Genomic DNA, 13,483 nt, shown 5'->3' with positions numbered 1-13,483 from the left:
ATCACACTTCAATGATTTTATCTCGGCTAAACTGAATACTTATACTTAAATCTAACAAATATTCACATAAAAATATAAATTATGACAATGAAGAGAGGAGATCGCAGAGATTCTAACCATAGCAACGCTGTTAATAATCCTCGCTCAACGCAGAAAGAACCAGCTTCTTCTCATGAGCTTGAACTTTCATTAATGACTGTTCCCACCAATATTGACGAAACTGCATCTCAACGCGATGAATGGAAAGAACATGAAAAAGAATATCAAGAAGCTGCATCCCAACTAGTTCATGTTCAACAAGAAATTCAAACTTACCAAATCGAGGCTAATAAGCTAAAAAAGTGTATCTCTCAAAATTATCGCTTTTATATTGATGAGAAAAACAATCATCAAGATACGCTCTACTTTTATACTAAATATGAGTTAGTAAACTCTGAACGAGAAATGTATTTGAGTTTATACAATAAGGCTCAAGCAAAACTCAAGCATGAACAACATTCCAAAGCTAGTATTAAGGGATGGGAAACTCGCCGGAAAGCCGATAATGAACAACTAAAATGGGAAATTGCCCAGATGGTTGTGCTACTGCGTGAATCCTTAGAGAGTAAAGATAAAGCAGTAAACAGCCTTTACGTTGTAGCAGAGCGTATGGATCGGATTCAATCTCTAGTTGATTCGCTAGAAGAAGAAACAACAAACAATCCTATAGGTTTGGTACAAAAGTTTAAAAGCATTTGGCTGGTTATTAAAGATATATTTTCTGAATAAATAAGCATACTCACTTGATGTTACAGAAATGTTTCCCAATGCGGAAGCAGTAAATGAGAGTCTGCGTTTTCTAATTAGAGTTGCAAGGAAATTTTTTTTTAAAAAGTGTAAATTTGTATTCATAAAAATTGGACATAATTCACACAATTAAAAACTGCTATAGCAGTCCTAAATCATTTGTGAAAGTTTCTGTTGATTCTTCTCTCTGTGTTCTCTGCGCCTCTGTGGTTCGATTAAAAAGTAATTTTCACAACTCAGATAGGATTGCTATATAACCCTACTTAATCATTTGTGAACAACAAGATTCCCCGATTTCTCTGAGAAATCGGGAATCTAAGTCGTGGAAATATGACAGCGTGTCTTTTGACATGATTTTACTATTACAGCAACAATACTACGTGGTGACTGTTTTTAGTTGGTGTGAAAGAGAACGTGAAAAAGGATTTTTTGTTGCTAACAGTTGCTTTACCGAGTTTACTGATAGCGTTTCCTGGCTTTGCTGCTGAAAGTGAAATTAAGCAGAGAAATACTGATAAATCAACCGAAGTCATTTCAGATATTCCGAGTTTGAGCGAGATTGAGCTACCCGCCACTAATGCCGAATTATTAACTCAACAATCGGCACCGAGTCAAGTTAATCCAGACCAGCCAGAAACAGAGCAAACTCCCAGCGATGATGCAGACATTTCTATAGAAGTTATCGCAGAACCAGACAACCTACCTCAATCTACTCCAACTTACGTAATTGATAAAGAAGAAATTCAAAAGCAGGGCGCTCCAAGTTTAGCCGATATTTTGAAAAGAATGCCTGGTTTTGCTATCAATGATGTAGGTCATGGTGCAGATATTCATACAGGTACATACTATCGGGGAGCCTCAATTAATCAGTCTGTATTTCTGATTAATGGCAGACCAATTAACAATAATGTCAATACTTATCATGGTGGAACTGACTTAAATAGCATTCCTGTAGAGGCTATTGAACGAGTGGAATTATATAGCGGCACAGCCTCCGCTTTGTATGGTTCTTCAGCCTTTGGGGGAGTTGTGAATATCATAACTAAGGAAGGTTATGGCAAACCTAAATTGAGCGCTAGCGCAGAATTTGGCTCATTAAGTTTAAATAATCAACAAGTAACCTATGGTGGCTCATCTGATAATGTCAAATATAACTTCAGCTTTGAAAGATTCTTTACAGATAACCGTTACCGCGTCCCTGTAGGTGCAGCAAATCGTGACGGACAAGGTTTTTTATCAAATGCAGACACAGCTACAAGTACCTACTTTGGTAGCATTGGAGTAGATTTAGATAAAAAAAATTCTTTGAATTTAGATGTTACTAAACTCAGCAGTCGTCGCGGCTTAATTTATTTCGGGTTCCCTCTCCAAAGAGATAGATTAGACCACGATGGTTTAAATGTTGGCTTATCTTGGAAAACTCGACTAGGTAATGGCGAAAGCTCTAATCTTACAACCTCAATTGGTTATAACCAAGATTATTTTAGCACTTATGGCCCGACGGGAGCATCATTTTATCGTAGAGGGTCTTTAGATACACAACAACTCACAGCCAGAGTAGATCATGAGTGGAAAATTACTTCCAATAATAAATTGCGCTGGGGATTAGATTTGAAAAACACCGACTTAATCGGTGATGTTTTGAGTACAAATCCTAATAGTATTGCCGAAAACGAAACTGAAGATAGAAGTTTGTTCAATACAGGTTTATTTGCTGTCAATACTTGGAATATTAGCGATGATTTTCTGATAGATTTAGGGCTAAGGCAGACATTTGACAGCCAGTTTGGAAATTATCTCAACCCTAGTGTTGGGTTACGTTATGCTGTCACACCAATAGTAGCAGTGCGTGGAAGTTGGGCAGGGGCACAACGCAATCCTGGGTTAGATCAGTTGTATGTTTATGATACAGTTCATGGTTGGACACCTAATCCTGATTTAAGACCGGAAATCGGCTCTACTTGGAGTGCGGGAGTAGATGTAAATTTTTCTCAAAACCTGATTGGACAGTTTACTTACTTTGGTAGTAGTATAGGCGATCGCTTGGGAGTCATCGCCGGAAAATGGGAAAACATTGGATTAGTAGATACCAATGGTTTAGAGGCAGCTTTGCAATTAAGAATTGCCCCAGGCTGGTCAACTTTCCTCAACTATACTTATACAGATGCTCAAATAAAAACAGGTACAGACAGAGGTTTACAGTTAGGTTTAATTCCCTACTCTGTACTTCAAACTGGCGTAGGTTATGAAAATGCGGGATGGCAGGCTAACTTGTATGTTACTTACAATAGTGGCGCTCGCAGATCCATCTTTGCCCCTGATAATAAGACTACAGATTTTGCACCATCTTTTGTGAATTTAGATTTGACCGGTCGTATACCTTTAACTACCAACTTAGGACTGACAGTTTACTTAGAAAATTTACTCGGTGAGCAATATGAGCGAGTTAATCGCATATATAGCCCTGGATTCACTTTTCGTTTGGGTTTAAGCGCTAATTTTTAGGTATTAAATCTAGAGATTTTGCAATGATAAAATCTCTGCGTTCTCTGTGCCTCTGCGGTTTAAAAGTTATTTATTGAACCTTATTAGGCGCAGAGAACACAGAGAAAAGATAAAGACGACGCACCGCCGTACAATATGGTGCGTTAGGCTAAAGCTTTAATGCACCCTACTGGCGTGGCAAGCTTAAAATAGTGCATTAGACGTAGGTTGGGTGGAGCGGAGCGCAACCCAACATATATCAGGATGTTGGGTTACGCAAAGCCTCCACCCAACCTACAACTGCGGTTTAAAAGTTATTTATTGAACCTTATTAGGCGCAGAGAACACAGAGAAAAGATAAAGACGACGCACCGCCGTACAATATGGTGCGTTAGGCTAAAGCTTTAATGCACCCTACTTAAGATTTATTTTTAATCTAAAATTGTTATGAGAGCCAAAATTGAAAATAAAATACTTTTTATCCACCACGAAGATTTGCCAGAGTTTAAGAAGGGTGGTTCGGTGGTGAGAAACTCTTATTTCTGGGCGCTACGTTCAATTGCTGGTAAAGCTTCGCGTTATCGTGATTGGGAATACGAACCGGAGGTTTGGCTAGCGCTTTCACGAATGCTTTTGTCGTTTGCTGAATCTGGGTATTTGGGTCTTAGAGAAACCTTGCTGGAGTTTCCTTTATCTCAAGGGGAAATTCCTAGTTTACTGCGAGATGTATCCACTTTTGAGTAGGGTTGCATAGCTTTTGTTTGTGGAAAACACCGAAATGATTAAGTCAAATGCCCTTTTGCTTACGGAAAATACCAAAATGAGTAAGCAAACTGGGGTTTGAGTAAGTCAAATGAACTTTTGCTTGCGGAAAACACCGAAATGAGTAAGCAAACTGGAGTTTGAGTAAGTCAAATGAACTTTTGCTTGCGGAAAACACCGAAATGAGTAAGCAAACTGGAGTTTGAGTAAGTCAAATGAACTTTTGCTTGCGGAAAACACCAAAATGAGTAAGTCAAATAACCTTTTGAGTAAGTCAAATGAACTTTTGTGAAAGCATTTCAGTATTTTGAGAAAGTAATCAGGTATTTTGAGAAAGCAATTAGCCATTTTGATAAAGTAATCAGCAAATATACTTGAGTAAAAAAAATTGCAACTGCATACTGCTGTAATTAGTATTACATTATCAAAATAATGCTTGAACTCATCGGGCACTCAAATGACGTTCAATCCGTCACAATTAGCCATCATGGCCAAACTTTGCTTAACAGTAGTGCTGAAGTAAGGGTAGTTGTGAGAAGACAATTAAAATGTACCACTTAGTGTAGAAGAACAACGTGAAAATAGCGATTATTACTAAAACATTACTTACACCTATATGTTTGTTAGCTTTATTTACCCCAAGTCAAGCATCGGCTCAACTTATACCGCAACCTTGGGTTTCAGTCGGTGGAAAAGATGGTGATGTAACTTATGCTGTAGGAGCTAGGGCTTTAAATTTTGGGGTTGAGGTAGGAATTGGCCCTGATAGCGCTACGGGAGTAGATGTTTTGAAATTTATCAGTTTGCCTGTAATTTCACCCTATGTAGGAGTTGGGCTTTATTCAGAAGATAAAGGTGTTGCAGTTTCAGGTGGCGTTCAGGTAGGTGCTACTGATAATGTTTTTGTCGGTGCTGGTTACAATTCTATTCGTGGCTTTAACGGGCAACTGGGAATAAGATTTTAACAAAACAGAATTCAGCAGTCAGAAGCCAGAATTCAGAATTACAGCAGATTTCAAGTTAGTGAAGTACACAAGCTAAGTTTCAAAGCCAGATATAAAGCCTGTTTTACTTCTGAATTCTGCTGTAAATTCTGTGCAACTGGTGGATAGTGCAGCGTAAACTCTTTCAGAGATGCTAACGCGCAGCGTCTCGCAGAGAGCGTTTTGATTCTGAATTCTGACTTCTGAATTCTTATTCAATTACGAATTAGTATTATGCAGAGGGGATAACTGAAGTTGACATTAGCTCTCTAACATGTTCTGCGGAATCTTGTTGTAATACTGATGCCACGATCGCTTCACTTTCAACTATACAAAACCTAGCGATCGCCTGTTTCACTCCAGGTATACTTTGAGGATTTACGCTCAATTCATCCAGCCCTAAACCTAATAAAATTGGTGTTGCTAAAGTATCTGCTGCCAATTCTCCACATAATCCTACCGAAATCCCCACCGCATGGGCAGCTTGGATAGTTTGCTGCACCATTCGCAACACTGCTGGATGTAGTGCATCAACTAAATTTGCCACGCGGGGATTAGTGCGATCGCTAGCCATGATGTACTGACTCAGGTCGTTAGTCCCTATACTAAAGAAGTCTACTTCAGCAGCTAACTGATCTGCGATCGCTACTGCTGAGGGAACCTCTACCATAATTCCTACTTTCATCGCTGCATCAAAGGAAATACCAGCTTGATTTAGTTCAGCCTGTACTTCACCCAAAATTACTTTAGCTGCACGTACCTCAGTTACACTAGCAATCATTGGCAACATGATCTTAATTTGGTGTCCGACACTGGCTCTCAAAATTGCCCGTAACTGAGTTTTGAACAAATTCAGATGATCTAAACAGAAACGAATTCCCCGCCAACCTAAGAAAGGGTTAGCTTCTGGAAAACCTACTCTGAGATAAGGAAGCGGCTTATCACCACCGACATCTAAGGTACGAATAATTAGCGGACGATTATCTAAAACTTTTGCGATCGCCTGATACACTTCTAGTTGTTCTTCTTCAGTGGGGGCGCTTGTCCTATCTAGATAGAGAAACTCAGTGCGGAGTAGTCCCACACCTTCTGCACCGCTAGCCACCGCAACTTGCACATCACTTATACTACCAATATTGGCGAAAACGCTAACTTGCCGACCATCACGAGTAATTGCTGGCTGGTGTGCTGTAGCTCGTGCTTCTTGTTGGGCAGTTTGCCAAGCTTCTTGCTTTGCTGCCAGTAAATCTAGGATATGTGATTCTGGTTCTACCCAAGCTTTGCCACTTTCACCATCAAGTGCCATAAGTGTACCATCTGCTAAGTGCAACACCTGGGCATCGACTCCCAAAACTGCGGGAATACCCAATGTTCGGGCAATAATTGCGCTGTGAGAAGTGGCACTACCTGAAGTCGTACAAATACCCAACACCTTTGTCGGATCTAGTCTAGCGGTATCTGAAGGAGTTAAATCAGTCGCTACTAAAATTGCCGGTTCCTCAATATGCAGGTTAGCAGGGGCATTCCCAGCTAATAATCGCAGCACCCTTTGCCCGACATCCACTACATCGTCAACTCGCTCTTGCAGGTAAGAATCCTCAAGTGTGCGGTAGGAAGTCGCTACTTCATCGACTACGGCTTGCCAAGCGGCTTCAGCATTTATATGGTGTTCAAAAATGCGCTCTTTAGCCGCTTCCAGCAGTACTGGATCTTCTAAAAATAGTAGTTGGGCATCGAAGATAGCGGCTTCAGCGTCACCAATTTGAAGAGATGCTTGGGAAAAAATTGCTTGAATTTCTTGTCTGGCGGTGTGGATTGCTGCCTGTATTCGTTGCCACTCTGTATCAGGATCATCTACGTGATATTCCGTAATCTGAATGTGGGTGGGTTGATAATGAACAACAGGTGCGATCGCTACTCCAGCAGAAGCTGCAATTCCCGAAAGTTCGCCGTGAGTTGCTGGTGTAACTTCATGGTGAAGTGCTGGTGGAGAATTCAAAGCAACATTATCTTCACCAAAATTATTTGCGAATAATCCCTGTAATGCCGCTAGCGCCTCATCTGCATCAGCACCAGTGGCAGTAATCACCAATTCGTGCCCTTGACGCACCCCTAAAGTTGTAACTTGGTTAATACTGTCACCCCTAACTAGTTCAGTATTTTTCGTTAAATTCTGCACCAAAATTTGCGATTGAAACCGGGCGGCGGTTGTCACAAACTGCGCTGCGGGACGAGCATGTAATCCTAAGCGATTGCTCACAATTACCCTGATTTCTCGCATTGGTGATTCTAGATTGGTTGTTGAGGTGTTGTGACTTACAATTGACAACGGCCTACTAACTACACCCAATTGAGTTGCTTTTGCTAGGAGTGCGCCGCGTGCTTCCGCCATGACTTGGTGAATATCTCTACCAGCCGCCGCAGCGACTACAGCAGCGATCGCACCTTCTACTAGAGGTGCTTCACACAAATACACTTTTTGCTGTTGTGCTTCTGAAAAAAACTCGATTGCCATTTCCGCACTCAGCAAAGCACTACCCAAATCCATTAATACCAAAACACCATCATCAGAGAAAACAGAAGCGATCGCTTCATAAACCTGAATAGGATCTGTACCCAATGGATTTTCTGGATCTTCAATACCTGCTGCAACAGCGATAGAGACTTGGCCCTGAACCATCTGGGCGGCGAGTTCCCGCACACCCAAAGCTAGTTGTTTACTGTGAGAAACGATAACAATTCCAATCACTGCCACACCGCCAAACTTGTTAAGAGGTTTGCGTTTAGCTAGTTATCCATCTCATTTTCCCATTCCGCACCGCTAAAAATAGCGCTTATCTTGATTACAATTGCAACTGCCCGAAAATATTCCGGTCTTTCCAGCTAGAAATCTGAATAAAATAGCCTTCTTTTACGGGAATACGTGGTGTCCACTCATAAACTCCATCGCTAGCGGTACGGGAAGAAATGTTTTGGATAAGTTTGTTCTCATCGTACAACTTAATCGAGACATCACCGTTAAGATTATCCTGCCACAATATTAAATAAGGCTGATCATTTTTTGCAAGTACTTTCTTCACTGGCTGACTGATCAAGATTTTTGGTGCAACCTTATTTTTGGTTTTCTTACGAAATCCAAGATAATGAGGTAGGTGCCGGAAAGTAGGATTTTCTTGTGAATTAGACAGTTGTGGAACAATAATATTTCCACTCTGGGAATTGAATAAATAAGTTGATCTGCCCCCATCAACAGTAATGATATCCCCTTTAACTCCTAATTTCCGTAATAAATCGGCTGCCTCATCCAGAGTTGCTTGGTTCACCGTCATAATCAACAAAAGCTCGTCACCCTTAACACCATCTTTGTTCAGAGTACCGATGACTTGATATTTATTTACTTGGTTTTGGGCTAATACTTTCGCCGGATGATCGCTGTATCGGTAAGTTACGATCGCATTCTTGACTGCGTTTTGGTTGAGAGGCGAACCGCTAACCTGGTTGTAATCGGTAATGTATGCCTGCTTACTGTTCCAGACTAGAGCTTTCAGGTGAATATTACTATAGTATTTATCTTTTGGTTCCTTGATTGGGCCATAAGGGCTAGTGCCACCACTGATAACTACACCATTGAGTTTAATTGGAAAGGATAATTGAGTACTAGATTGGTATTGCTCAAAAAAAGAACAATTAATCATCGAAAAAACGTTGTTTGCGTAAAGTTTCTTATATTCGTCTGTTACTTCCGAAAACAACTTATTTTTGAAAAAAGGGCTGTAATATCCGCCTTCTCCTTTATAATATTTACCCTCATTTAGACCCATATTATCTACCTCTCCGGTAATTTGGTCTATCTGCATTTTGCGGACATCAATAATTTGCAAATATGCTTCGTTACCATTTGTTAATTGTTTTTTATATAAAGCTGCCCCATCTATAGTTTGGAGAGGCTGATAAGAAGATAGAGGGTTGGAAATTTGGGCAATCAAAAGGCTACTCAGAATCGGCAGCAAAAAAAGCAATAAATTGATGACAACATTCATTAGTATTTTGTTGAGGCAAAAATATTTCTCAGGAATTATAATCTAGATTTTGATATTACCCAGCGCCGTGTGCAACTTTCTTTCAAACCTAACCCCCAGCCCCTTAAGAGCAAGGGAAGGGGAGCAAGAATCAAAGCCTCTCGACCTTTCGGGGAGAGGAATGGAAGTGGGGTTCTAAGAATAAGTTGCACATCGCGTTACCCGGGTTTTGAAGTCCAAGTTTGAACCTCAGAAGGTCAACATTGAACCTCAGAAGGTCAAAGTTGAACCTCAGAAGGTCAAAGTTGAACCTCAGAAGGTCAAAGTTGAACCTCAGAAGGTCAAAGTTGAACCTCAGAAGGTCAAAGTTGAGCCTCAGAAGGTCAAAGTTGAGCCTCAGAAGGTCAAAGTTGAGCCTCGGAAGGTCAACATTGAACCTCGGAAGGTCAAAGTTGAGCCTCAGAAGGTCAAATTTCAAGCAACCTTAGTTGTAGTATAGTTTTGCTTTAGTATTATTAATGGTATAAGAGATAATGCCTAAATTTGAATACAGCACTCTTGCCCATGCCCAGGATATTCAGCAGCTTGGGAGTATCTTTGAACAGTGTTTCATCAGTGGACTTGGTGGCGAGGAAGCTTACATTAATCTGCTTGGCGTAGAAAACTTCCGCATTATTCGTGAGTCAGAACAATTAATTGGTGGATTGGCAACTCTGGATATGGGCCAGTGGTGGGGTGGTGTGCGTGTACCAATGACAGGAATTGCCGTAGTGGGCATTGCTCCAGAGTATCGCGGTTCGGGAGCTGCGATCGCTCTCATGCAGCACACCCTCAAAGAACTTTATGCTAGAGGTATACCGCTCTCTGCTCTTTATCCAGCAGTTCAAAGCTTGTATCGAAAAGTCGGGTATGAGCAAGGAGGTAGCTGGTGTAATTGGGAAGTTCCTACTAAAAGTATCCAAGTGCGAGAGCAACCCCTACCTTTGCAACCAATAGTTCCGATAAATCATCAAGTCTTTCACGAACTATATCAGCAGCAGGCGAGATTAACGCCTGGATATTTAGACCGACATCCAGCAATCTGGCAACGATTAATCCAACCAGATGAAAAGGAAACATTTTACGCATATTTTATCGGTACAAAAGAGAAACCCGAAGGCTACATCCTCTTCAGCCAACATTCAAAAGAGGATAGCACAATCCTGCGAATCAAGGATTGGGTAATTCTCACAGTTGCGGCTGCACAAACATTCTGGTCTTTTCTTGCCAGTCATCGCTCCCAAATTGACCAGGTGCGATGGAGGAGTTCTGCAATTGATTCCTTAACATTGCTGCTACCAGAGCAAACTGCCAAACTCACGTATACGATGCGTTGGATGCTGCGGGTAGTAGATGTAGTCAAGGCGCTGGAAATGCGGGGTTATCCATCGGGAATTGCAACTGAACTGCACTTAGATATTCAAGATAATTTGCTTTCTGCAAACAATGGTAAATTCATTCTTTCTGTTGCCAATGGACGCGGTGAAGTTACAAAAGGTGGAAAGGGTGAGTTGCAGTTAGATGTCCGAGAACTAGCACCAATATATACGAGTTTGTTTACACCTTACCATTTGCAAATAGCCGGAAAACTGCATGGGACAGAAACAGCTATTTCAGCAGCTACGCAAATATTTGCAGGTAGTTCTCCTTGGGTGGCTGATTTTTTTTAATGTGAGTAGTCAACGAACTTTTCTCTGCGTTGAACTAAAGTTCAAGTCTGTTCCTCTCTTAGTTGGAGAGGGACGGTTTTGCGTAGTAAAACCACAGAAAGGGATGTCCGTCTCCCTTGGGTGAGGTTTATAAAAGTGGTCACAAATGATGTATTGTATATGTTACATTAATCATACAGCTAATTAATAGCATATAGTCGTACACGTGGAGAACGTAATTTATGACTGACATGTATCTTTGTGCAAACTCCGACGGAAAGGGGGAAGCTCCAGAATTGCTGCAATTCGAGGAAATTTAAGCTCCAGAACAATTATTTCAGGAACTTGATGACTCTCACCAGTTTAAGGTTTTAGGCGGTCGGCGGAACTTGGCGGTTTTTGGCGGTGAAAAAGAAGAAAAAAAGATTGAGAAATGGCGCTACAACGGAGATTTGGCGCCGGGTGATAATTTTTATTAGAAAAAAAGATTGGTATCAGGCGGAATTTGGGCGGTTGCCTGCCTGAGTGAGTATATAATACCTCACACCCGCACATCAAACCTACAACCTCGATTTGCTTGGACGAATTTCTGTACCACTTCTGCTAGTTCGGGGCTTTCCGTTACCTGGCACTGCCCAATCGGCAATGCTAGTAAAGTGTACAGACATCTTTGTACAAAACCAAAATCGTTGTAGATCCTCCTAAATCCTCCTTAAAAAGGAGGACTTTGAGAGGTGTTTTGCCCCCCTTTTTAAGGGGCGTTGGCGGGATCAAAAGCCTGTGGGGCAACTCTAAAAGACTTATGAGGTACAAAACATAAGAGACTTCCAAATAAAAAAACATCTAACTTTTCTTGTAGGGTGGACATCTTGTCCGCCCTTGTTTATGGGCGGGCAAGATGCCCACCCTACAAGTAGTAGTAATTTATTTATTGGTAATCCCTAAGTTGGAAACATAATTAATCCTTCGCTCGTCCTTCCGCTAGATTAACAATTTCTGTTGTTGTCAACTCACACCACAAATAAAACTGTCAGCGATTTACTTTTAATAAGTAATGATGATTTGTCGTGCTTATCTAATACCAAATATCATCTCAAAAAATAACTCAACGGGATTTATAACTTTTTCTTTGGAAGTTCAGCACAGTCATCAGAAAATAATCTAAGTAAACCTGATTAGTTACGGGAGCATCGCAAATGTGTAAAAACATAATTTGTCATTGCGAGCGTAACGTAGTGAAGCAAAGCAATCGCAACATCCGTACTTTGCGATTGCTTCATTCCGCTTCGCTTCATTCGCAATGACGACTCATTATCTTAATAGATTTGCAAAATTGGGATGCTCCCATTAGTCGCTCCATACTTGCACACCCACAATCACAACATGAAATCACATCTACTAGCGATTGCTTTAAGCAGTTTAGTTCTAGTTGCAGGACAAGCTAAAGCCTCACAATTACAGTCTTGGTACTATGATTCTAGCCAAAACCAATTAGACTTAACTACCACTTCGGGAATAGAACCAAAAGCCTTTTTATTAGATAATCCTAGCCGATTGGTAATTGACTTACCTGGAACTAATTTTAATTCCGATACTGTCAAACAAAGTTTTGGCAATGCAGTGAAAGAAATTCGCCTTGGCAAACCAGACTCTCAAACCACTCGTTTTGTCGTAGAATTAGCTCCTGGTTATGATGTTACTTCCCAAAATATATCAATTAAAGGAGATTCTCGTTCTCATTGGATTTTCAAATTCAATTCATTTGACCGCCAAAACAATCCCATTGTAGGGGAAAATCGAGAAGATATTGCCATCAAATCTACAGATGCATCTACATTTGCTGGAGTTGTGAATCTTGGTCAAGAGATGGTTGGTATCACTTCTCAAATTCGCAGCTTGTTAGCGAGTTATAAAACATTAAATCCAGGAATCTTTTTCTTAGATTTAGATACAGGAAACTATATAGATATTAATGGTGAAAAAAGATTTGCGGCTGCCAGTACAATCAAATTTCCCTTATTAGTCGCTCTTTTCCAAGAAATAGACGCTGGTAGAATTAAACTTACAGATAAATTAGTGATGCGGCGCGATTTAAGGGTTGGCGAATCTGGAACTATGCAATACAAACCCATCGGAACTAAATTTAGCGTCCTAGAAACTGCTACCTTGATGATGACAATCAGCGATAATACTGCCACAAATCTGGTTCTCGATCGCTTGGGTGGTGCAGCAAAAGTTAGCCAACGTTTTCGTAACTGGGGATTGCAAAATACGGCAATTCGGAATCTACTTCCAGACATTCCTGGCAAAAATACAACCAGTTCCAAAGATTTGGTCAGATTGGCGGCGTTAGTTTATAATAACCGTTTGCTATCCCCAACTAGCCGCAATCAAGTTTTAGGCATTATGCGCCGTGTCAAAACCAATAGTTTACTACCAGCTGGTATTGGTCAAGGAGCTACGATCGCACACAAAACTGGTACATTGAGATTTATCATTGGTGATGCGGGTATAATTCAAATGCCCAACGGGAAAAGCTATTTAGCAGGTGTTTTGGTGCAAAGACCAAACTACGATCCCAAAGCTGGAGATTTTGTCCGTGAAGTTTCGAGAAGAGTCTATAATTACCTAGACAATACCAAAGTTAGCAATATAGAACCGATAGTTGGCGATGCCTCCGGCGGGCTACGCCTACGCACTCCTTAATAAATGTCTGACTTTTCACGTTATGTGGAAAAGCTAACGATTCACCTAACCCCCT

General features: G+C 40.9%; 9 protein-coding genes. 7 read left to right on the top strand and 2 right to left on the bottom strand.

Translation table 11 applies throughout. The features are described from left to right. Positions 1–81: 81 nt before the first annotated feature. The 4 genes from LC653_RS04945 (at position 82) to LC653_RS04930 (ending at position 4,997) form a co-directional block, all read left to right on the top strand. Positions 82–768, top strand: a complete 687-nt coding sequence (locus LC653_RS04945; protein WP_229492997.1) for a hypothetical protein — start codon at positions 82–84, stop codon at positions 766–768. Positions 769–1,200: 432 nt separating this feature from the next. Next, positions 1,201–3,291 (top strand): TonB-dependent receptor plug domain-containing protein, encoded by a 2,091-nt coding sequence (locus tag LC653_RS04940; RefSeq protein ID WP_229492995.1) that lies wholly within the window; start codon positions 1,201–1,203, stop codon positions 3,289–3,291. Between the two features lie 426 nt (positions 3,292–3,717). Next, on the top strand, positions 3,718–4,014 hold the full coding sequence (locus LC653_RS04935; protein WP_229492993.1) for a hypothetical protein: 297 nt from the start codon (positions 3,718–3,720) through the stop codon (positions 4,012–4,014). Between the two features lie 593 nt (positions 4,015–4,607). Then, positions 4,608–4,997, top strand: a complete 390-nt coding sequence (locus LC653_RS04930; RefSeq protein WP_229492992.1) for a hypothetical protein — start codon at positions 4,608–4,610, stop codon at positions 4,995–4,997. A 250-nt stretch (positions 4,998–5,247) separates the two neighbouring features. Here LC653_RS04930 and ptsP read toward each other — a convergent pair whose 3' ends face one another. After that, positions 5,248–7,764: a phosphoenolpyruvate--protein phosphotransferase gene (ptsP, locus tag LC653_RS04925; protein WP_229492990.1), complete on the bottom strand. Its 2,517-nt coding sequence runs from the start codon at positions 7,762–7,764 to the stop codon at positions 5,248–5,250. Positions 7,765–7,858: 94 nt separating this feature from the next. Continuing rightward, entirely contained in the window at positions 7,859–9,055 is a 1,197-nt protein-coding gene (locus tag LC653_RS04920; RefSeq protein WP_229492989.1) for a phosphodiester glycosidase family protein, read from the bottom strand. A 208-nt stretch (positions 9,056–9,263) separates the two neighbouring features. Between LC653_RS04920 and LC653_RS04915 the strand changes: the two genes are divergently transcribed. From LC653_RS04915 to LC653_RS04905, 3 genes are all read left to right on the top strand, one after another. Then, positions 9,264–9,533, top strand: coding sequence for a hypothetical protein (locus LC653_RS04915; RefSeq protein ID WP_229492988.1), 270 nt, complete (start codon positions 9,264–9,266; stop codon positions 9,531–9,533). A 31-nt stretch (positions 9,534–9,564) separates the two neighbouring features. Next, positions 9,565–10,743 carry a GNAT family N-acetyltransferase gene (locus tag LC653_RS04910; RefSeq protein ID WP_229493141.1) on the top strand — a complete coding sequence of 393 codons (1,179 nt, stop codon included), beginning with the start codon at positions 9,565–9,567 and terminating at the stop codon, positions 10,741–10,743. Positions 10,744–12,105: 1,362 nt separating this feature from the next. After that, positions 12,106–13,428: a serine hydrolase gene (locus tag LC653_RS04905; protein WP_229492986.1), complete on the top strand. Its 1,323-nt coding sequence runs from the start codon at positions 12,106–12,108 to the stop codon at positions 13,426–13,428. Positions 13,429–13,483 lie beyond the last annotated feature (55 nt).

The sequence above is a fragment of the Nostoc mirabile CHAB5784 genome, from assembly GCF_020829645.1.
Classification (GTDB): Bacteria; Cyanobacteriota; Cyanobacteriia; order Cyanobacteriales; family Nostocaceae; genus Nostoc; species Nostoc mirabile.
The sequence above is the reverse complement of the archived record's forward strand: the minus strand, read 5'-3'. Positions and strand labels throughout refer to the sequence as shown.